General features: G+C 62.5%; 15 protein-coding genes. 11 read left to right on the plus strand and 4 right to left on the minus strand.

Going from position 1 to position 21,336, the window contains the following annotated elements:
- Window positions 1-248: 248 nt before the first annotated feature.
- The 6 genes from JQ604_RS31205 (at window position 249) to JQ604_RS31230 (ending at window position 9,623) form a co-directional block, all read left to right on the plus strand.
- Window positions 249-4,163 (plus strand): beta strand repeat-containing protein, encoded by a 3,915-nt coding sequence (locus JQ604_RS31205; RefSeq protein WP_212364536.1) that lies wholly within the window; start codon window positions 249-251, stop codon window positions 4,161-4,163.
- A gap of 191 nt (window positions 4,164-4,354) precedes the next feature.
- On the plus strand, window positions 4,355-5,332 hold the full coding sequence (locus tag JQ604_RS31210) for a Bug family tripartite tricarboxylate transporter substrate binding protein (RefSeq protein ID WP_433996301.1): 978 nt from the start codon (window positions 4,355-4,357) through the stop codon (window positions 5,330-5,332).
- 167 nt (window positions 5,333-5,499) lie between these two features.
- Entirely contained in the window at window positions 5,500-6,375 is an 876-nt protein-coding gene (locus tag JQ604_RS31215; RefSeq protein ID WP_212364538.1) for an S-methyl-5'-thioadenosine phosphorylase, read from the plus strand.
- Complete coding sequence (gene mtnA, locus JQ604_RS31220) at window positions 6,372-7,475, plus strand: S-methyl-5-thioribose-1-phosphate isomerase (RefSeq protein ID WP_212364539.1); 1,104 nt, start codon at window positions 6,372-6,374, stop codon at window positions 7,473-7,475. The genes JQ604_RS31215 and mtnA overlap by 4 nt, the downstream gene beginning before the upstream one ends.
- A gap of 71 nt (window positions 7,476-7,546) precedes the next feature.
- Window positions 7,547-8,089, plus strand: coding sequence for a tripartite tricarboxylate transporter TctB family protein (locus JQ604_RS31225; protein WP_212364540.1), 543 nt, complete (start codon window positions 7,547-7,549; stop codon window positions 8,087-8,089).
- Between the two features lie 22 nt (window positions 8,090-8,111).
- Window positions 8,112-9,623, plus strand: a complete 1,512-nt coding sequence (locus JQ604_RS31230) for a tripartite tricarboxylate transporter permease (RefSeq protein ID WP_212364541.1) — start codon at window positions 8,112-8,114, stop codon at window positions 9,621-9,623.
- Between the two features lie 4 nt (window positions 9,624-9,627).
- Here JQ604_RS31230 and JQ604_RS31235 read toward each other — a convergent pair whose 3' ends face one another.
- Window positions 9,628-10,821: a CaiB/BaiF CoA transferase family protein gene (locus tag JQ604_RS31235; protein ID WP_212364542.1), complete on the minus strand. Its 1,194-nt coding sequence runs from the start codon at window positions 10,819-10,821 to the stop codon at window positions 9,628-9,630.
- A gap of 352 nt (window positions 10,822-11,173) precedes the next feature.
- Here JQ604_RS31235 and JQ604_RS41925 point away from each other — a divergent pair, with 352 nt between their 5' ends.
- The 3 genes from JQ604_RS41925 (at window position 11,174) to JQ604_RS31250 (ending at window position 15,954) form a co-directional block, all read left to right on the plus strand.
- Window positions 11,174-13,768: an FG-GAP-like repeat-containing protein gene (locus JQ604_RS41925; protein WP_212364543.1), complete on the plus strand. Its 2,595-nt coding sequence runs from the start codon at window positions 11,174-11,176 to the stop codon at window positions 13,766-13,768.
- Window positions 13,769-13,969: 201 nt separating this feature from the next.
- Window positions 13,970-15,013: a glycosyltransferase family 2 protein gene (locus JQ604_RS31245; RefSeq protein WP_249158922.1), complete on the plus strand. Its 1,044-nt coding sequence runs from the start codon at window positions 13,970-13,972 to the stop codon at window positions 15,011-15,013.
- Window positions 15,014-15,048: 35 nt separating this feature from the next.
- The gene (locus tag JQ604_RS31250; RefSeq protein WP_212364544.1) at window positions 15,049-15,954 is read left to right on the plus strand and encodes a hypothetical protein; all 906 of its coding nucleotides are present in this window, start codon (window positions 15,049-15,051) and stop codon (window positions 15,952-15,954) included.
- A 7-nt stretch (window positions 15,955-15,961) separates the two neighbouring features.
- Here JQ604_RS31250 and JQ604_RS42065 read toward each other — a convergent pair whose 3' ends face one another.
- Window positions 15,962-16,627, minus strand: a complete 666-nt coding sequence (locus JQ604_RS42065) for an acetyltransferase (protein WP_212364545.1) — start codon at window positions 16,625-16,627, stop codon at window positions 15,962-15,964.
- Between the two features lie 76 nt (window positions 16,628-16,703).
- Window positions 16,704-17,666: a methyltransferase domain-containing protein gene (locus JQ604_RS31260; protein WP_212364546.1), complete on the minus strand. Its 963-nt coding sequence runs from the start codon at window positions 17,664-17,666 to the stop codon at window positions 16,704-16,706.
- Window positions 17,667-18,219: 553 nt separating this feature from the next.
- On the opposite strand from JQ604_RS31260, the gene JQ604_RS31265 reads away from it, so the two are divergent.
- Window positions 18,220-19,143, plus strand: a complete 924-nt coding sequence (locus JQ604_RS31265) for a right-handed parallel beta-helix repeat-containing protein (protein WP_212364547.1) — start codon at window positions 18,220-18,222, stop codon at window positions 19,141-19,143.
- Between the two features lie 92 nt (window positions 19,144-19,235).
- Here JQ604_RS31265 and JQ604_RS31270 read toward each other — a convergent pair whose 3' ends face one another.
- Window positions 19,236-19,925, minus strand: a complete 690-nt coding sequence (locus JQ604_RS31270; protein WP_212364548.1) for a WbqC family protein — start codon at window positions 19,923-19,925, stop codon at window positions 19,236-19,238.
- Window positions 19,926-20,104: 179 nt separating this feature from the next.
- Between JQ604_RS31270 and JQ604_RS31275 the strand changes: the two genes are divergently transcribed.
- Window positions 20,105-21,019 carry a class I SAM-dependent methyltransferase gene (locus JQ604_RS31275; RefSeq protein WP_349631162.1) on the plus strand — a complete coding sequence of 305 codons (915 nt, stop codon included), beginning with the start codon at window positions 20,105-20,107 and terminating at the stop codon, window positions 21,017-21,019.
- Window positions 21,020-21,336 lie beyond the last annotated feature (317 nt).

Consider the following 21,336-nt stretch of genomic DNA (forward strand, 5'->3'; position numbering starts at 1 on the left):
CGTTTTTGTATTCCCTCGGGCTGCGGCCGCAACCACAAGTCATCAAACTGAAAAGCGACACCGTTAGTTTCGACACGCGACCGCGCCGGCACCTATTGCCAATCACACCTCATCTCACGCCGAACGCGGTTTGCGACGACGTCCGATACTTCAAGTCTGATACGTCAAGTCTGATCCTCGAAAATTGATCTTCACGCCGTCGATTCTCGGCGCGACGGCGCATGTGGCAACGCACGCAGGGGCTCCCCATGACCAATCATACTCCGGTTTTCACGTCTTCGTCCGCGTCCGGCAGCTTCACCGAATTCACCAACACCACCGATTCCACCGCGCTGCATCAACTGACCGGCACGATGAGCTTCAGGGATTCGGATCGCAGCGATACGCACACGACGACGGTGACCCTGCACTCCGCGACCTTGTCGAGCGGCTCGATCATTCCGGCTGCGTCGCTGGCCGATTTCCAGACCGCGATGACGTCGCAGATCACCAGCGACAGCAACGGTTCGGGCAATTTGAGCTGGATCTTCAGCGAGGCCGATGACGATTTCGATTTCCTGTCCAAGAACCAGACGCTGGTTCTGACCTACGACATCCAGGTCTCCGACAATCACGGCGGCACGGCGATCCAGACCGTCAAGATCACCGTCACCGGCACCGACGACAAGCCGGTCATCAACATGACGACGGTCGCGACCGTGACCGAGCAGGCCGACCAGACGCTGTCGCTCACGCCGGATACCGTTCATGTCGCGCTGAACTTCACCGACGATGACCTGACCAACACCGGACATACCGCGACCGTGATCGCGGCGAGCGCGTCCGGTGATACGGACGGGCTGTTGCCGGGGCCGCTCGGCACTGCCGAACTGATGTCGTTCTACCAGGTCGACAATGTCATCAAGAATTCCGGATCCAGCGCCGGTACCATCAACACCACGTTCGGGGCGCCGGATCTCGCCTTCGACTATCTGGCGGCTGGCGAGCATCTCGACATCACCTACACGGTGCAACTCGACGATCACGCCGGCGGCGTCTCGACCCAGACCGTGACCGTCACCGTGATCGGAACCAACGACAAGCCGGTGTTCCTGTCGTGCCCGGAAACCGCCCATCTGGTCGAGGACCAGAACGTCAGTCCGTCCGGCGATCTGACCGCGCACGGCGATCTCGCGTTTGCCGATGTCGACCTGTCCGATACGCACACCGTCTCAGCCACGGTCACGGCCACGCGCTCGGGCGGTGGTTCGATTCCACTCAGCGATGCCGATCTGCTGGCCGCATTCGGGACCTCATTGTCGCCGGACTCCACAGGTCATGTGCTCGGTGATGTGACGTGGGATTTCGCGCTGCCGAACGCGGATACCAATTTCCTGATGGGCGGCGAGACCCTTACACTGGTCTATCACGTCACGGTCCAGGATCCATCCGGCGGTACCGATACGCAGGACGTCACCGTCACGATCCTCGGCACCAACCATCCCGTCGTCATCACCAGCGGCGCTGAATCGACCACGGTGTCCGAGCTTGCCGACACCACGGGGTCCTCGACCCCGGACACCACACCGACGACGCCGGCCGGCACGCTGGCTTTCACCGATCCCGACACGTCGGACACCCACACGGTGGCGGTGACGCTCGACTCGACGTCCGGCGCGCCGATTCCCGCCGCGACGCAGACCGATCTGGCCGCCGCCCTGACCACGACGCTGAACGACTCGACCGGCACCGGGAACGGCAGCGTCGATTGGAATTTTGCGATTCCCGACAAGGATCTCGACTATCTCGCGCAAGGCGAGACGCTGACCGTCAACTACAACGTCAAGGTCAGCGATGGCGCGACCAGTTCCACGCAGACCGTTTCGGTCGTCATCACCGGCGCCAACGACGCCGTCACGATGACCAGCGCGCCGGAATCTGCATCGCTCGCCGAGCAGGCGGGGGTGACGAATTCAAGCGCGCCGGACACCACGAGCCCGGTACCGACCGGGACATTGAACTTCACCGACGTCGATCTGGCCGACACACACTCGGTCAGCGTCAGCCTGGATTCCGCGGTGTGGTCGGCTAATCCGAGTTTCGTTCCTGACGGTACCCTGTCCGGTCTGCAGAGTGCATTGTCGACCGTGCTGCATGATTCAACGGGCTCCGGAACCGGCGGTATCGACTGGACCTTCAGCATCCCCGATGCGAACCTCGACTTCCTGAGCGCCGGCGAAACCTTGACGGTGACCTATGACGTGACCGTCGCTGACGGTGCGACCAGCTCGACGCAGACGGTGACGGTCACGATCAACGGCGCGGCCGATCCGCTGCTGGTCACACCGGTCGCGGTTGATGCGCCGGAAAGCCCATTCAACGACACCGGCGCCGTACTCGCGTCCGGAACGATCTCCGACGTCTCGCATCCGATCGACCTGAGCACACCGCGCAGCATCACCGAGGTGAACGGCAGTGTCACCAATGTCGGCATCGCGGTCGCCGGCACTTACGGTACATTGATCCTCGATTCCAGCGGCTCCTATTCCTACTACGCCAACGCGTCGGTCGACGGCCTGCAGATTGGGGACAACGTCTCAGACCAGTTCACCTTTACCGTCGACGACGGCCACGGAGGCCAGGCCACCACGACATTGACGTTCAACGTCGCGGCCACCGACGACAATCCGATCATCACTGCGGCCAATGTCAGCGGTGCAGTGACGGAGGACGCGGGTCCGCCTTCGATCGTCAATGGCGACTTCGAGACCGGCAATCTCGGCGGTTGGACCGCCAGTGGTAACATCGAGGTTCAGCAGCTCGAGCTGGGGGGCTCGTTCGGGCATTACTCCGTGCAACTCGCCCCGACCAGCTCGCTCGGGACGCTGTCGCAGGATGTCGCGACGACGGCCGGTCAGACCTACTTTGTCAGCTTCGATGTCATTGGTGATCCCGAAGGCTTCAATACGCCGTTCACTGTGACGTGGGACGGCGTTACCTTGATGTCGCTGAGCAACGTCCCGCTCGGCGTCAATCATTACGCATTCGAAGTCACCGGCGCGGCGTCCAGCACGTCCCTGCAGTTCAGCTATGCCGACGACGCCGATGGCATGATCCTGGATTCCGTCGTCGTCAGCCCGGCATCGGGACCGCCCACCGAATCGACGTCCGGATTGATCTCGTTCTCCGATGCCGAGACGACCGATACCCACGCGGCGACCTTCATTCCGATCGGCAGCGGCTATGTCGGCACGTTCTCGCTTGATCCCGTCACCGAGTCTTCGGGCAGCGGATCGGTTGCATGGAACTTCACGGTCAACAACGCGGATATCCAGTTCCTTGGGCAGGGGCAGACCCTGACCCAGGACTATCTCGTCACGATCACCGACAGCCACGGTGCATTGGTGACGCAGGACGTCACCGTCACCATCAACGGCACCAACGACGCGCCGACCGCGGTCAGCGAAACCGTGATCACCGATGCCGGTGCCGGCGGCAGCGTCGATATCCCGACCTGGGCGCTGGCAGCGAACGACACTGATCCGGATACGACGGATCATTTGTTCGTCAACAGTGTCAGCGCGGGCACGGGCGGCAGCACGACCGTCGTCGGCTCCGATGTGTCCTTTACCGATGATGCGACAGCCGGAGGGGCTTTCAATTACACCTCGTCCGACGGCGTCGCGCCCAGCGGCAACTCGGCGACGGCCACGATCGTCAACAATGCCGCGTCGGCAACGGCCCTCATCGCCACCAGCGGCGACGATATCCTGATCGCCACCAACGGTACAGAGACACTCGATGGCGGCGCCGGCAACGATATCCTGATCGGGAATTCCGGCAGCCACGCCATGACCGGTGGCAGCGGCAACGACACCTTCGCGTTCCTGCATACGACTGATGGCGTCGGCAACATCACCGACTTCAACAACATCACGGCGCAGGATCACATCGCCATCTCCGCCAACGGCTTTGGCGGCGGTCTCGCCGCCGGGATGGATGTGACCCCGATCTTCGAGACCTCCGGTGACGATCAGTTCTCGGGCTTCGGCGCCGAGTTCCATTTCGATACCGCGAACCAGACGCTCTACTTCAGCGCCGACGGCACACAGGCGTCCGCAGTGGCGATCGCCACCGTGCAGGCCGGCGTGATGCTCAACCCGCACGACCTCCTAATCGTGTGACTGACGCCGCTGGACAGATTGACGCGGGCTCTTCGGAGCCTGCGTTTTTTTTGCCCTTATTCCAAAGTCATAGCGCCCGGCGTGGTTGTCGGCTTGAACTCGCTCGCATTATCCGCACAATGACGGCCGTCCAGGGCTTTTGCGGATTTTCCAAGCCGAACAAAGAGATAGGGAAGAAACTCGTGGGACAGATTTTAAGAGCCACGGCCACCGTCGCGGCCCTGCTGATCAACGCGCCAGCGTTTGCGGCCTGGGAGCCGACCAAGCCGGTCGAAATCGTGGTCGCAGCCGGCGCGGGCGGCGCCTCCGACCAGATGGCGCGGATGATGCAGGCTGCGATCCAGAAGAACAATCTGATGAAGCAGCCGATGGTGGTGTCGCTGAAGGGCGGTGCGTCCGGCGCCGAAGCGTTGATGTACATGAAGTCCAGCGAGGGCGATCCCAACAAGGTGCTGATCGCCTATTCCCTGATCTACATGCTGCCGCTGTCGGCCAAGATTCCCTTCAACTGGCGTGATCTCACGCCGGTGTCGGTGATCGCGCTCGACCAGTTCGTGCTGTGGGACAACGCCTCCGGTCCCAAGAGCGTAAAGGATTTCATCGCCGCGGCGAAGGCCGCCAGCGCGCCGTTCAAGATGGGCGGCACCGGCTCCAAGCGCGAGGATCACGTGCTGACCGTCTTCATGGAGCAGAAGACCGGCGCGAAATTCTCCTATCTGCCGTACAAATCCGGCGGCGAGGCGGCGACGCAATTGGTCGGCGGTCACACCGAATCCAACGTCAATAACCCGAGCGAGAATCTCGAGGTGTGGCGTGCCGGTCAGGTGCGTGCGCTCTGCGTGTTCGACAAGGAGCGCATCGCCTACAAGACCAAGGTGACGGAGACGCAGTCCTGGAACGACATCCCGACCTGCAAGGAAGAGGGCCTCGACATGCAGTATCTGATGCTGCGTGCGATGTTCCTGCCCGGCAAGGTGACGGCGGAGCAGCAGGCGTTTTACGCCGACCTGTTCCAGAAGGTGACGCAGACGGCGGAGTACAAGGACTACATGGAGAAGCAGGCGCTGAAGCCGATCTTCCTCACCGGCAAGGACATGATCCAGTTCCTCGAGGATGACGACAAGCTCAACGCCACGCTGATGAACGAGGCGGGCTTCGTCGCGAAATAGCCGGCCTTCCACAATCGCCCCGTGTGACCTCGCTCGGTCATGCGGGGCGATTTTTTTATCCCGCCGAAACGGCTTGCAGGCCGCAAACGAAGGTTGAATATTGCGCTGCGGTGCTGTCGAACATTCAAGTCGGTTCGGTAAGCCGCCAAGGGACTTGAGGAGAGACCATGACCAGCGCCGTGCTCGGCATCATCGGCGGATCCGGCATCTACGACCTGCCGGGGCTTGAAAACGTCCGCGAGCAGGTGATCGAGAGTCCGTGGGGCGAACCATCGGCGCCACTGCGCCGCGGCGAGATCGCAGGCCTGCCGATCGTGTTCCTGCCGCGGCATGGCAAGGGCCATGCGCTGTCACCCTCCGACATCAACTACCGCGCCAACATTGACGTGCTGAAGCGGGCAGGGGTCACCGACCTCGTCGCGCTCTCGGCCTGCGGCTCGTTCAGGGAAGATCTGCCGCCAGGCACCTTCGTGCTGGTCGATCAGTTTGTTGACCGCACCCACAGGCGGGAGAGCTCGTTCTTCGGCAAGGGCTGTGTTGCGCATGTCTCGATGGCGCATCCGGTGTCGCCGCGGCTGCGCTTTCACCTGGCGGCCGCCGCCGAAGCCGAGGGTATCGCGTTCGCGCGCAGCGGCACCTATCTGTGCATGGAAGGGCCGCAATTCTCTTCGCTGGCTGAAAGCCTGACCTACAAGGCGCAGGGCTATGCGGTCATCGGCATGACCAATATGCCGGAAGCGAAGCTCGCGCGTGAGGCCGAGATCTGTTACGCCAGCGTGGCGATGGTCACCGATTTCGATTGCTGGCATCCCGATCATGATGCCGTCACGGTGCAGGACATCATCCGCGTGCTGAACTCGAACGCCGAGAAGGCCAAGGCACTGGTGGCGCGGCTGGCGCGCGATTTTCCGCGTGAGCACGAGCCATGTCCGATCGGCTCCGATCGTGCGCTGGACACCGCGCTGATCACGGCGCCCGAGGCGCGCGATCCGGCGCTGCTGACAAAACTCTCTGCGGTGGCGGGACGGGTGTTGAAAGCATGAAAGTCGACGGTCGCCATTTCCGCAGCATCTGGCTCGAGCCCGACGGCTGGACCGTCGGTGCAATCGACCAGCGTCGGTTGCCGCATGAGTTCATCGTCGCAAAGCTCACAACTGCGGACGAGGCGGGCGACGCCATCCGCTCGATGCTGGTACGCGGCGCGCCGCTGATCGGCGCCACCGCGGCCTACGGCATGGCGCTCGCGATGCGCGCCGATGCCTCCGACGCCGCACTCGATCGCGCCTATGAAATGCTGATCGCGACGCGGCCGACGGCAATCAACCTGAAATGGGCGCTGGACGAGATGCAGCGCGCGCTGCGGCCGCTGTCGGCCTCAAGCCGCACGGAAGCCGCCTATGCCCGCGCCTGCGAGATCGCTGATGAGGACGTCGAGATCAATGCAGACATCGGTCGCCATGGTCTCGCGCTGATCGAACAGATCGCGGCGACCAAGAAGCCGGGCGAAACCGTCAATGTCCTCACCCATTGCAACGCCGGCTGGCTTGCAACCGTCGATTGGGGCACCGCGACCTCGCCGATCTACCAGGCCCATGATCGCGGCGTGAAGGTTCACGTTTGGGTAGATGAAACGCGTCCGCGCAATCAGGGCGCCTCGCTCACCGCCTGGGAACTCGGCCATCACGGCGTGCCGCACACGGTGATTCCCGACAACACCGGCGGCCATCTGATGCAGCATCGGATGGTTGATCTTGCCATCGTCGGGACCGACCGCGTCGCTGCGAATGGCGATGTCTGCAACAAGATCGGTACCTATCTGAAGGCGCTCGCCGCGCACGACAATGGCGTGCCGTTCTATGTTGCGCTGCCCTCGCCAACCATCGACTTTCGTATCGACGACGGCATCAGGCAGATTCCGATCGAGCAGCGCGCGGCGAGCGAAGTTACGCACCTTACCGGGCGCACCGCTGACGGGCGTATCGAGACCGTGCGCGTGGTTCCTGAGGGATCGCCAATCGCCAATTTCGGCTTCGACGTCACACCGGCGCGGCTGGTGACCGGCCTGATCACCGAACGCGGCGTGCTCAAGGCGGAGCGCGCCGCGCTTGCGGGAGCGTTTCCGGAGCGGGCGAGCCTACGCTGAAGGCTGCATTGACGGGGCTTGCGTCCGCACGCTAAGCCACCTCGTCATCCCGCCATCAAGACCATCTCACAATGTCGAATACCGATATCGAAATCGTCGTCGACGATCCGACCGCGCCGGAAACCGATTCACCTGCGGTCGTCAGCACCGGCGTCGTCGACGTCGTGGTGTCGCTGCTGCTGCTCGTACTCGCGGCCGTGCTCGGGTGGGACAATTGGCGCACCGGCGCGGCCTGGGATTCGACCGGTCCGGAGCCCGGCTACTTCCCGTTCTACCTGTCGGTGATCCTCGGCGCCGCCAGCCTCTACGGCATCGTTGCCGCCATGGTCTCGCGCAAGGAAGCGGTCGAGTCCTTCGTGACGCGGGCGCAGCTTCGCCGCGTGATGGCGGTATTCGTGCCAACCTTCCTGTTCTGCCTCGCCACGCAATATCTGGGCCTCTACGTCGCGAGCTTCCTCCTGATCGCCGGCTTCATGCGCCTGGTCGGCAAGATCGCGCTGTGGAAATCGCTGCTGACCGCCTTTGTGTTCACCGCCGTGATGTTCGTGACCTTCGACATCGCCTTCGACGTCATCATGCCGAAGGGGCCGCTCGAGGCGGCTCTCGGCCGCTAGCAGATCGGCGGAACCTCACGACATGGAAGCCTTAGGTCTCTTGCTACATGGCTTTGCCGTCCTGCTGACGTGGAAGACACTGCTCTTGATGATGGTCGGGCTCGTGCTCGGCATCTTCGTCGGTGTGCTGCCCGGCCTTGGCGGTCCGAATGGCGTGGCGATCCTGCTGCCGCTGACCTTCACGATGGATCCGACCTCGGCGATCGTGATGCTGTCCTGCATCTACTGGGGCGCGCTGTTCGGCGGTGCCATCACCTCGATCCTGTTCAACATTCCCGGCGAGGCCTGGTCGGTCGCGACCACCTTTGACGGCTACCCGATGGCGCAGCAGGGCAAGGCGGCCGAAGCGCTGACCGCCGCTTTCACGTCATCGTTCATCGGCTCGCTGGTCGCGGTTCTGCTGATCACCTTCCTTGCACCGATGATCTCGTCGTTCGCGCTGAAGTTCGGTCCGCCCGAGTTTTTCGCTGTCTATCTCCTGACCTTCTGCTCCTTCGTCGGCCTCGGCCGCGATGCCAAGCACAAGACGGTCATCTCGATGTCGCTCGGCCTGTCGCTCGCCGGCGTCGGCATGGACACGGTGTCGGGCCAGCTCCGCATGACTTTTGGCTCGGCCGATCTGTTGCGTGGCATCAACTTCCTGGTCGCCGTGATCGGCCTGTTCGGGATCAGCGAGATTCTGCTGACGATGGAAGAGCGCCTTGCCTTGCGCGGTCACGCCGCCGGCATCTCGCTCCGCGTCGTTCTGTCGGTGTGGAAGGACCTGCCGAAATACTGGGTGACGCTGGTGCGCTCGTCCTTCATCGGCTGCTGGCTCGGCATCACGCCGGGCGGCGCGATCGCGGCCTCCTTCATGGGCTACAATCTCGCCAAGCGCTTCTCGAAGGACCAGGCAAGCTTTGGCAAGGGCCGTATCGAGGGCGTGTTCGCCCCCGAAACCGCGGCGCACGCCTCTGGCACCTCGGCGCTGCTCCCGATGCTCGCACTCGGCATTCCCGGCTCCGGCACCGCGGCGATCCTGCTCGGCGGCCTGATGGTCTGGGGCCTCAATCCGGGGCCGCTGCTGTTCGTCGAGCACAAGGACTTCGTCTGGGGCTTGATCGCCTCGATGTATCTCGGCAATGTCGTGGGCCTCGTGCTGGTGCTCACCACCGTGCCGATCTTCGCCTCGATCCTGCGCGTTCCCTTCGCGGCGGTGGCGCCGATGATCGTGGTGTCCTGCGCGATCGGCGCCTATGCGATCCAGAACGCGATGTTCGATATCTGGCTAATGCTGGGCTTCGGCGTTGTCGGCTATGTCTTCAAGAAGATCGGCATTCCGCTCGCGCCGTTCACGCTGGCGCTCGTGCTTGGCAACCGCGCCGAGGATGCCTTCCGCCTGTCGATGATCGGCTCCGGCGGCGACATGAAGGTGTTCTGGTCGAACGGTCTCGTCGGCTCGATCACGACGCTTGCGATCATCCTGCTGTTCTGGCCGCTGATCGACCGCGCCTTCGCCGGCGTTTCGCGTCTGCTGCGCCCGGCGAAGGCCTAAAGCCTCACACCACCTTGCGCTCCCTGAGGGCTGCGATCTCGTCCTTGTCGAAACCGAACTCGGCCAGCACCTCCTCGGTCTGCTCGCCGAACTCCGGCGGGCGCGCCGCCATGCTGCTCGGCGTCCGCGACAGCGTCACGGGCTGGCCGACCAGCTGGATGTGGCGGTTCTCGTCATTGGGCACGTGCTGGGCGATGCCGAGGTGCTTGACCTGGGCGTCGTCGAACATCTGGTCGATCGAGTAGATCGGCCCGCAGGGCACGCCGGCGGCGTTGAGCTCGCGCACCCAGGTCTCGGTCGACTTTTTCTCGGTCAGCACATTGATCTTCGCGTTCAGCGCATCGCGGTTCTTGGAGCGCGCCGGCGCGGTCGCGTAGTCGGGATCGGAAACCAGCTCGGGCGCGCCGATCGCCTGCGCGCAGCGTTCCCAGATCCGCCCGCCCGTGGTGGCGATGTTGATATAGCCGTCCGAGGTCTTGAACACACCGGTCGGGATCGAGGTCGGGTGGTTGTTGCCCGCCTGTTTGGCGACTTCCTTTTCCATCAGCCAGCGCGAGGCCTGGAAGTCGAGCATGAAGATCTGGGCCTGCAGCAGCGAGGTCTGCACCCATTGACCCTGGCCGGACACGTCGCGCTCCAGCAGCGCGGTCAGGATGCCGATCGCGCAGAACAGCCCCGCCGTCAGGTCGGCCACGGGAATCCCGACCCGCATCGGACCCTGGCCGGGTGCGCCGGTCACCGACATCAACCCGCCCATGCCCTGCGCAATCTGATCGAAGCCGGGTCGCTTGTGATAGGGGCCGTCCTGGCCGAAGCCTGAGATGCTGCCATAGACGATACGCGGGTTGATCTGGCGAATGCTCTCATAGTCGATGCCGAGCTTGCCCTTCACGTCCGGACGAAAATTCTCGACGATCACGTCGGCCTGCTCGGCCAGCCGCTTGAACACCTCGAGCCCCTTGGGGTCCTTCAGATTGAGGGTTATCGCCCGCTTGTTGCGGTGCAAATTCTGGAAGTCGGAGCCGCCGCGCGGGCCGCCCGGCTGCTCGCCGCCGCCATCCTCCAGGAGCGCGTCGATCTTGATGACGTTGGCCCCCCAGTCAGCCAGCTGCCTGACGCAGGTCGGTCCGGAGCGGACGCGGGTCAGGTCGAGCACGGTGAACCGGGACAGGGCTTGGGACGCGCGGGGAAAGGGCATTGAAAACACCTCTTGATTAGGGCCGCTTCGGGATCGCCTTGTCTGGCTTAGACAATTTGGCCGGCCATTCCAACCTTCGGCTGGGCTCACCAGACATGACGGTGGGTCGACCGTCCCGACCCGGCCCGCCGCATCTGCGACGATGCCGCATAGCCCGCAAATCTACGGGCTTTGCAAAGGGGGTAGACCAAATTTTTTCCTCGGGCAGTGGCGGGCGATTCCATGTTCGGCCTTAATGGTTTGCCAATCAGCTCCCGACAAGATGTGAGGGGTGTTCGCCATGGGCTATTTTTCCTAGACCCGCGTTCCGGCGATTTCGACACAACGCGAACCTGCAGGTGTGGTCAGCTCGATGCGAAAGAGCAATTTTCCGTCCGACGATTTTGCAAGCCTGTCTGCGGCCGACAATTGGAGCGATGCGACGCTTCGCACGATGTCCGCAGGCGGCGCGGTCAAAATCATCAGCGATGACGGCGATGCCTTTCCGCTCGCCGGAAGCACGTCCGCGAGCAGTTCGGCTGCCACCAGCGCCAGCAGCGCCAAACCGGTCGGGACGATTCCCCAGCTTGCCGATTACCTGGTCAATGGCTTCTGGGCCTACAACAACACCAGCGCCCATCACTGGGGCTCCAACACCATCACGTTCAACATCAACGGGCTGAACGCGGCCGAGCAGGCGCTCGCGCTGTCGGCGCTGCAGGCCTGGCATGAGGTCGCCAACGTCACCTTCGTCCAGACCTCGGGCAGCGCCAACATCACCTTCATCGATACCGGCACGATGACGGCGGTGACCAACGCCAATTGGACCTATGGCGGCATCATGACGTCGGCGACCGTCGACATAAGCTCCGACTGGATCACCAATGACGGCGGCGCCTACGACGGCAAGACCGGCATCGACAGCTACGGCTACCAGACCTACATCCACGAAATCGGCCACGCGCTCGGCCTCGGCCACCAGGGTCCCTACAACGGCAGCGCGACCTATTCGAGCAACGCGATCTACGCAGACGACACCTGGCAATACTCGATCATGTCGTACTTCGCGCAGGATAATTACTCCGGAAGCTCGTATCGCTACGTCGTCACGCCGCAGATGGCCGATATCTATGCGGTGGGCCTGATCTATGGTGCATCCACGACGACGCGCACCGGCAACACCGTCTACGGCTTCAACAGCAACGCCGGCGCGGTCTTCAACTTCGGCAATTACACCAAGGCGCCCGCGCTGACGATCTACGACAGCGGCGGCACCGACACGCTCGACTGCTCCGGCTATTCGGCCGCGCAGACCATCGATCTGCACGCCGGCGCCTTCTCCTCGGTCGGCGGCCTCGTCCACAATATCGGCATCGCCCTCAACACCACGATCGAGAATGCGATCGGCGGCAGCGGCAACGACACGTTGATCGCCAATGATTCCGGCTGCACGCTGAGCGGCGGCGCCGGCAATGATACGTTGACCGGCGGTGCCGGTGCCGACCGCCTGATCGGCGGCACCGGCGTCGACACCATGACCGGCGGCGGCGGTGCCGACACCTTCGTGTTCGCGACCGGCAACAGTTCGGCGGTGAGCGGCCAGCACGACAAGATCACCGACTTCACCTCCGGTGTCGACAAGATCGACCTCAGCGCCTTCGACGCGATCAGCTCGACGGCCGCTATTGATTCGTTCAAGTTCATCGGCGCGGCCGGCTTTGACGGCACGGCAGGCGAGCTCGACTACGGCTACAACAGCTCCACCGGCATCACGATGCTGCAAGGGGACGTCAACGGAGACAAGGTCGCCGATTTCATCATCGACCTGACCGGCAACATTGTCGTCAGCGCATCCGATCTCGTCGGGATCGCCAGTCAGGCCAGCCTTGTGAACGACAGCATTGTCACCCACGCGCCCGACTTCAACGGCGATGGCGACACCGACCTGCTGTTCGTCAACAGCACGACGAATGGTGTCGCCGAGTGGCAGATGAACGGGGCGCAGGTTATCTTCAGCGACCAGGTCGGAACCTTGGCATCAGGTTTTCACTTCGCCAACACCGGGGATTTCAATGGTGACGGCAAGACCGATCTTCTGATGCTCAATGATACCACGCACGACGTCGCAGTCTGGCAAATGAACGGCGGACAGGTGACCTCCAATGTGACGATCGGCACCATCAACGCCGCCGGCGGTTGGCACCTTGAAGATACCGGAGATTATAACGGCGACGGCAAGACGGATTTGCTCTTCCTCAATGATGGTACCGGAGGGGTCGCCGTCTGGCAGATGAACGGCACCCAGGTCGTTGCGAGCCCGCAAGTGGGAACCATGGCGTCAGGCTTCCACTATGCTGCGAGCGGGGATTTCAACGGCGATGGCAAGACTGACCTGTTGATGATCAACGATACCACGCATGCCGTTTCGATCTGGCAGATGAACGGAACGCAGTCGCCTTCAGTCAGCACCGTCGGTACGATCAACGCCTCTGCTGGTTGGCAGTTTGAGGCGGTTGGCGATTTCAACGGCGATGGCGATTCGGATCTGCTGTTCCTCAATAGCTCCACCCACGGCGTCGCGGTCTGGTTGATGAACGGCAGTCAGGTTACCGCAAGTCCGCAGGTTGGTACGATGAATGCCTCCGGTGGTTGGAATTTTGCGGATGTCGGTGACTTCAATGGGGACGGGAAGTCCGACCTTCTTTTCCTCAACAGCACCACCAACGGTGTCGCGGTTTGGCAAATGAACGGCACGCAAGTCGTGGCGAATCCGCAGGTCGGGATTGCAGCCGCAGGTGATGGCTACATGAAGCTGGAAGATATCAACGGCGATCACAAGTCGGACATCCTGTTCGAAAATTCAACGACGCATGCTCTCACAGCCTGGGAAATGAACGGAACCCAGATTGCGCTCAATCAGCAGATTGGTACCATCAACGCTGCTGGCGGCTGGCATCTCGTGTCTTGAGGCAGCCTCCCCGGGGGCGGCTTTCCGCGAATTCGCCTGCTTCAGCGCAAGCGCGGAGCCATCGGCCCGAGCTTGATTCGTCACGGCGAGATCACCTAAACTCTGATGGGCGATCGTGTGATCGTGCCCATTCGCGCCCTGGCGTGATGAGGCACGGCAAAAGCCGGGATTTTTTTCGGCGTGCCGCCTCGGGACTTTGCGTTGAACGCGGGCCCGATCTTTCACGAATCTGAGGGGCTTCTGGTGAGATTGTCCATTGTGACGACTCTCTATCGATCTGCGCCGACCATCAATGAATTCTGTCGTCGGGCGTTACTCACGGCCGAATCGATCAGCCACGACATCGAGCTGATCATGGTGAACGATGGGTCGCCGGACGAGAGCCTTGCCCTTGCGCTCGACCTGCATCGCGCGGATCCGCGCCTGGTGGTCGTCGATCTGGCACGGAATTTCGGCCATCACCGCGCGCTGATGACCGGCCTCGCGCATGCGACCGGCGATCTGGTGTTTCTGATTGACAGCGATCTGGAGGAAGAGCCGGAGTTGCTTGGCCGCTTCCACGAGCGCCTCGCGCAGGGTGACTGCGACGTGGTCTACGGCGTTCAGCAGGTGCGCCGAGGTCATTGGTTCGAGCGGGCCACCGGTGAAGCCTTCTTCTGGCTCGTCAATGCCATGAGCGACCAGCCAATTCCGCGCAATGTCGTGATCGCGCGGCTTATGACCCGCGATTACGTGCGTGCATTGCTCCAACATCAGGAGCGCGAGTTTCTGATCGGCAACCTGTTTCAACTCGCGGGATTCCGGCAGGTTGGTCTTCCGGTACGAAAGCTGTCGACTTCACCGACGACCTATTCGTTGGGCATGCGGCTCGCGATGGCGGTCAAACACCTGACGACCACGTCGATCAGGTTGCTATATGTCGTGCTCTACGGTGGCATCGGGATTTTCGTCCTGTCGCTGTTCGCGATTCTCTACTACTTGATCCGATATTTCCATTCAGGAATCGGCGTGGACGGCTTTACGTCGTTGATCATATCGATCTGGTTTTTCGGCGGACTATCCACATTGACGCTTGGTATCATCGGCATCTATGTCGCGGACATCCTCATGGAGACGAAGCGGCGGCCCTATGCCTTGGTCCGCCAGGTGCATCGCTCTGGAACCGTCCCAACCAGTGCGGCCAAGATTGTTGACGGTCCGGCCGGGGAGGCGTGGATCGACTCCAACCGGAGCAACGTGCAATGATCGTTATGCTCGTCACCAACCAGATTTGATACTTCATGCAATCTTGGGAAAAAATCGGTCTGATCTTTTGCCCCGACGGCCGACATCCGCTCATGAGAAGTCACGCGACGCTTCCGATCGCCGAAGCGATCGGAGGAGATTTGTACAAGATCTATTTCAGTTCGCGCGACGAGAACAACCGTTCGAGGACATTCAACCTGGTGATCGATCTCAATCGTCCACTTCAGGCGATGGACGTGAACGTTGAGCCGCTCCTCGACATTGGAGAGCTCGGCGGCTTCGATGACAGCGGAGCGATGCTGTCATGGATCACCGACGCAGGCGCGCTTGGCAAGTACTTCTACTATGCCGGTTGGAACCTCGGAGTGACAGTTCCATTTCGTAATGCGCTCGGGGTTGCGCTGGTGAGGGACGGACATATCGTCCGCCGCTATCGCGGGCCGGTACTGGATCGCAGCATGAGCGAGCCGCATTTCGTCGGTGCGGCCTGCATCCTGCGTGAGGGCGACCTTTACCGCTGCTGGTATTTGTCGTGCGTGGGGTGGGAGCCGCGAGAGCCCCGACCGGTTCATCGGTACCATCTCAAATATGCCGAATCGGCCGACGGGCTGACCTGGCGTCGCGATGGCATTGTGGCCATTGATTTTGCAAACCCCGGCGAGTTCGCGATCGCGCGCCCGTCCGTGATCCGTGATGCCGATCGCTACCGCATGTGGTTCAGCCATCGCGGCGACAATTACCGTATCGGCTACGCGGAATCAGACGACGGTGTCGGTTGGACGAGGATGGATGGTGAGGTTGGCCTCGCGGTGTCGCGCAGCGGATGGGACTGCGACAGTCTCGCCTATCCCTATGTATTTGATCACAAGGGAAGCCGCTTCATGCTGTACAACGGCAACGAATACGGCAGGTCCGGCTTTGGTCTCGCCGTCCTGCGGTAGGTGCTGGTCAGATCCGACGCAACCGGTTGCTCGGCACGCTCGATCGCTCGGTGCCGCGAGGAGCGATCACCGAAAAGTCCGGTTGATCCTCGAGGACAAGGGCGCCGGCGCCGATGACGCAGTTCCTTCCGATCTTCACCCGGTCTCTGATCGTCACGTTTACGCCCAGGAAGCTGCCTTGACCGATCTGCGCGCCGCCGGAGATCACGACATGAGAGGCGATAAAAACATCGTCCTCCACGATGGAATGATGTCCGATGTGATTGCCGCTCCAGAGCGTGACATTGGTCCCGATACGGCAGAACGGCTGAATGGTGTTGTCCTCGAGGATGAAGCAGTTGTCCTTCAGCTCGAAGCCCGGAAACACGGTTGCCTTGCTGCTGAGATAAGACACGAGCCGGTAGCCCATGGCGCGCGCCGCCTCGACCTTGGCGACACGAAGCGCATTGATTTTGGCATAACCCACCGAGACGAAAAAATCGAAGTTCGTCGGTGGGAATTCCTCGGCCACTCGTTCGAATGGGACCAGCGGACGGCCTCGAAATCGATCCGCCGTGCGAAATGCTTCGTCGACTGCAAAGCCCGCGACTTCGAAGTTGGAATCATGTTCGAAGTAAAAGCTGGCAAGCTCGGCGATTTCGCCGGTGCCAAATATTACGATCTGCTTCTTCACCACGAGGCTCCTGCAATGACCATAGGTGAGGCGGCGGATGGTGGGAAGTAGCGGGGGACGTTCATTCTCACTGAGGCTAATTCTGCTCTGTGGCCTTGCGCAAGGCTCTCTCCAGCCACGCGGTAATCGATAATCCCTCGGCGGCGGCCCGCTGGACGACCGTATGGCGCAACTCCGGAGAGACCCCTTCGAGCCTGCCGAAATAGCGGGTGCGATGCGAACCGCCGCGCCAACCCGGGAATTCCACGTCCAAATCGAGTTCCGGCTCGCCGTCGCCTACCTCGAACGAGATCAAATAGAACGAGCCGCTCAGGATCCAGCGGCATGTCACGTCGCGCGCGTTCAGCGGAATCCTGTCGAGCGGCGCAGTATGCTCGAACAGTGGATTCGAGTTCTTCAGGATCTTGGCGAATTGCGTCTGCGCCAGCCATGATCCGACGCCCTCGTCGCCGGCGACGACGCGGCCCCCCGGCTTCACGACTCGGGCCATCTCGGCAAGTGCTGCGGCGATGTCGGGAAACAGGTTGAGCCCGCCGAAATGGAAGGCCGCGTCGAAAAATCCGTCGGGGAACGGCAGCCGCATCACGTCGCCGCGAAACAGGTGGACCTGATTGACATCGGCGCCGGCGTCGACCAGCCGCTGCCGTCCGATCGCGAGCATTTCGGGCGCCAGGTCGCCGGCATAGACGGTGAGATTCCGCCGCAGCAGATGCACCGTATCGCGGCAGGTCCCGCAGCCGATCTCAAGCACGCGCATGCCCGCGCGCACGCCGAGCGCATCGATCAGGCTCTCGCGTACAGGTTGCTGCTCGGCGAGCAGCATCTTGAACATGACGTCATTGCCGCGGTCATATTCGCTGGCGCGGGTGCGGTAGAAGTCCTGGTTGCCGGCCGGCCGGGCGTCCTGCGTGGCGTCCTCGACGAAATCCGGAATCCCGTCGTGGATCGGATAGAGCCGACCCGCGGCGCTGCGCAATGCCGCGTGGTCGCCGGTCGGCGTCAGCGGAAGGCGGTCGATGGGACAAACGAAGTCGTGCACAAAAAATCCGGTTGGTGGCTGCGATCGGACGATTTGCAGACAGCCTGCGACGAACGTGTCACGCGCGCCTGGGCCGACGCCGATCCGCGCAGGCCCGGACCAAGTGTAGCCGATCGGTCTATTGCGTCGCAATGCGCGAGAATCCCCGGGGATTTGGCTCCGAAATCGATCGCACGGAGCCCGACGGCACCCGATACGCGCTGACGAATGATGATTTTCATCGCACGTCGGCACCTACCGTGATGGAAAAAGGGATGCCACCGTTGAACCTCCCTTAGGTTGCACAGACCAATCGAAGCAGGTTCCGGTGTGCGGGCAGAACATGCGGGCGTGGGATGGTGTGGGCTCTTCCATTGATTTTTCCGAGCGGCTGTCGCAAAGGCATGCATGGCCTGACACAAACATCTGCAAAAACTGCAGCTGGGTCCGAGAGGGAGGCTCCGACCCGGTCTTCCATACTTGTTTGAAGTCGATCCCCGTGGGCGCGTTTTGCGTAGGCCCGCGGAAAGTACGTTTCACCGAAAAAATCTCACCGTATTGAAGGAGATGCATTATGCGTCGTTTTGCCTTAGCCACATTGGTCCTCGGACTGTTCCTGCCGCTCCTGGCGTCGGCCCCCGCCAACGCCCAGGCGACCCGCACCTGGGTGTCCGGTGTTGGCGATGACGCCAATCCCTGCAGCCGTACGGCGCCTTGCAAGACCTTCGCCGGCGCGATCTCGAAGACTGCGGCGGGCGGCGAGATCAACTGCCTGGATCCGGGCGGCTTCGGCGCCGTGACCGTCACCAAGTCGATGACGATCTCCTGCGAGGCGGGAACCGCGGGCGTGCTGGTGTCCGGCACCAACGGCATCATCTTCTCGGGCGCCGCGACCGACTATCTGTTCCTCAAGGGGCTCGACATCGAAGGCCTCGGCACCGGCATCAACGGCATCCTGTTCAACACCGGCGGCTTCCTGCACGTCGAGGATTGCGTGATCCGCAGATTCACGGGCTCCGGCATCCTCGTCCAGGCCGCAACCGCGACCGGCGTCGAGGTCACGCGCACGACCCTGTTCAGCAACGGCAACGGCTCGACCGGTGCAGGCATCCGTTTGGCCCCGGGGGCGGGCGGTTCGACCAAGGCCGCGCTTGACCGGGTCATTGCTGATCGCAACACCTTCGGCATCGCCGCCGACGCGTCGGCCGGTAGCGTCAACCTCTCGATCGACAACAGCACGGCCAGCAGCAGCACGCTTGCCGGGATCATCGGTACCGCGGGCGGAGCCAACACCTCCCGGGTGATGGTGATGCGCGCGACCGTGTCCAACAACGGCACCGGCCTGCAGAACGCCGGCGGCACCACCAATGTTCGCGTCGGCAGCAGCCAGATCACCGGCAACACGACCGGCGTGTCCGGCACCGTGAACTCCTACACGACCAACCAACTCGACGGCAACACCAGCGACGGTACGCTGTCGCCGATCGCCATGCACTGACACCATCTCTGCAAAAGCCCCGGACGACCTCGTCGTCCGGGGCCTTTTTGCGCTTGCAAGTCCGGGACGAGCAGGCAGTCGCCCGACCATTGCTAGCCTTGACGCTGCAGATAATGCGGCGCTTCCGGGCCGACATTGAACAGCAGGTCGAGCGTGGTGACCGCGTGCTCGAACGGGCCGTGCAGCTGCCGATATTCGGGATAGCCGTCATAGTTCATCCATTCCGCCGCGACGCCGGCCGCGCTGAACAGCGTCTCGTCGAAATAGGCGCGGGCCGATGGGCCGCTGAGATAGCGCGTCGCGCCTGCCGCCCGCGCGATGGCGAGCAGCCGCTCGGTCTTGACGCCCTCGGCGGGATAGGCGGTATCCATGGTCATGACCGTTTTCAGGCCGAGCAACTCCGCGATACCGCGCAGGAAGATCATGTTGACGTCCGTCAGCCGTCGCTCGCGTTCGGCAGCCTCGTACCAGCCGCGCACGATCGGCCCGATCGAATCGAAGAAAGACGCTCGCCTGTAGGCCAGTTCGATCGCGTGCCAGTGTTTTTCGGCCCAGGGCTTCTCGATCTCGACCTCGTTGATCGGCTGTTCGAATCGGCCCTTCACCACCACGGGGATGGTGAGCCAGATCGGCCCGTTGGCGGTCTTGATGCGGTTGCGGTTATGCCAGTGGCGTTTCACATATTGCGCACTATCGAACACGACATACGCGTCGCAGCGGCCGATCAGGTCGAAGAAGCCCTTCCAGGGAATGTAGCAGGACTGGATGATGCAAATTCGCACGTAACGGGTCTCGCGCCTCGATCAAATAAAGTCGTCTAGGGCCGACAGGACTGCAGCGCCAAGGAGCCTCTAGCCGGTTGCTGGCCAGCCTCCGCGCAAGAGTTTATAACCGTCCTCATGCTGAAATCACCGATAATTGTGGACCGACAAGGCTGTGGATGGGGGGGCGTGTGCCAAGCGTGAACCTCGGAGCCATGGCGGGACGACGTTGCCTTGCGTGCGATACGGTCGAGCCGGTGGCCGGGCTTGAACCGGTGTGGCCGCTCGACTGGCGTTGCCCGACGTGCGGGCATGCAACTGCAGAGCGCGACGGCATCGCAATGTTTGCGCCGGAGCTGGCCGATACCGTCAGCGGTGTCGACCCAAAGGGTTTCGCAGCGTTGTCCAGGGTCGAGGACGGTCATTTCTGGTTCGTTGCCCGCAGCGAACTCATCGTTGGCCTGACGCGGAAGTACTTTCCCAAGGCCCGCAAGCTGGTCGAAATCGGCTGTGGCACGGGCACTGTGCTGCGCGAACTGGCGGCGTCGCGACATTGGGAGCGTCTGGTCGGCTCCGAATTGCATCCTTCGGGGCTCAACTTCGCGCGCAGGCGTCTCCCGTCCGGCGTTGAGTTCGTTCAGATGGACGCGCGTCAGATTCCGGCCGCCAACCTCTTCGATCTCACCGGCGCGTTCGATGTGATCGAGCACATTGCTGACGACGAGGCGGTGCTGCGCGGCATGCGTGCCGCGACCGAGCCCGGCGGCGGGATCATCATCGCGGTGCCGCAGCATCCCTGGCTGTGGAGTCCCGCTGACGATTTTGCTCACCACCAGCGCCGTTACCGGCGCGGGGAACTTGAGGATAAGATTCGCCGCAGCGGATACGAAATCCTGTTCTCGTCGTCGTTCACGGCCTGGCTGCTGCCGCTGATGGCGATCAGCCGACTGATCCAGAAGGGCAAGGCGGCCGACGTGGATGCCTATGAGTTCGCGCCAAGTCCCATCGTCAACCGCGTGCTGACCGCGATCCTGCGCGCGGAAGTGTGGATGACGCTGGCGGGATGGCGCTGGCCGGCAGGCGGCAGCCGGATCGTCGTTGGGCGGGCGGTGTGACCCGGGACGATGCAAGGGCATCTCTGGGGACAAGCTACAATCAAGCATGCATTCGCGTTCTCGCGACATGATTTGTCCGAGTTTTCCATCTCGTTCCGCCCTCGCTCGATAGCGAGGGCGCAGGGAAGACCGGGTGCACGCCGCACCCGCGGTCTCATGCGCCATGTGCACTAAAGAAAGTGCGCGCACGAGCATACAGGTTCGGCGGAGGCATCCGGCCTTCCCTGCGCGATGGCCTTACGGCTTATACGTGCTCGCCCTGGTGAGACTCTGCTTTTGTGCCACCATCATCCACGATCGGCTTTGGACCTCTCGCG

Origin of the sequence: Bradyrhizobium jicamae (genome assembly GCF_018130695.1) — a bacterium.
GTDB classification, from domain to species: Bacteria; Pseudomonadota; Alphaproteobacteria; order Rhizobiales; family Xanthobacteraceae; genus Bradyrhizobium; species Bradyrhizobium jicamae_B.

Coding starts and splice junctions, on each gene's coding strand:
- JQ604_RS31205 (WP_212364536.1), top strand. CDS start 249: ATGACCAATCATACTCCGGTTTTCACGTCTTCGTCCGCGTCCGGCAGC.
- JQ604_RS31215 (WP_212364538.1), top strand. CDS start 5,500: ATGACCAGCGCCGTGCTCGGCATCATCGGCGGATCCGGCATCTACGAC.
- mtnA (WP_212364539.1), top strand. CDS start 6,372: ATGAAAGTCGACGGTCGCCATTTCCGCAGCATCTGGCTCGAGCCCGAC.
- JQ604_RS31225 (WP_212364540.1), top strand. CDS start 7,547: ATGTCGAATACCGATATCGAAATCGTCGTCGACGATCCGACCGCGCCG.
- JQ604_RS31230 (WP_212364541.1), top strand. CDS start 8,112: ATGGAAGCCTTAGGTCTCTTGCTACATGGCTTTGCCGTCCTGCTGACG.
- JQ604_RS31235 (WP_212364542.1), bottom strand. CDS start 10,821: ATGCCCTTTCCCCGCGCGTCCCAAGCCCTGTCCCGGTTCACCGTGCTC.
- JQ604_RS41925 (WP_212364543.1), top strand. CDS start 11,174: ATGCGAAAGAGCAATTTTCCGTCCGACGATTTTGCAAGCCTGTCTGCG.
- JQ604_RS31250 (WP_212364544.1), top strand. CDS start 15,049: ATGCAATCTTGGGAAAAAATCGGTCTGATCTTTTGCCCCGACGGCCGA.
- JQ604_RS31265 (WP_212364547.1), top strand. CDS start 18,220: ATGCGTCGTTTTGCCTTAGCCACATTGGTCCTCGGACTGTTCCTGCCG.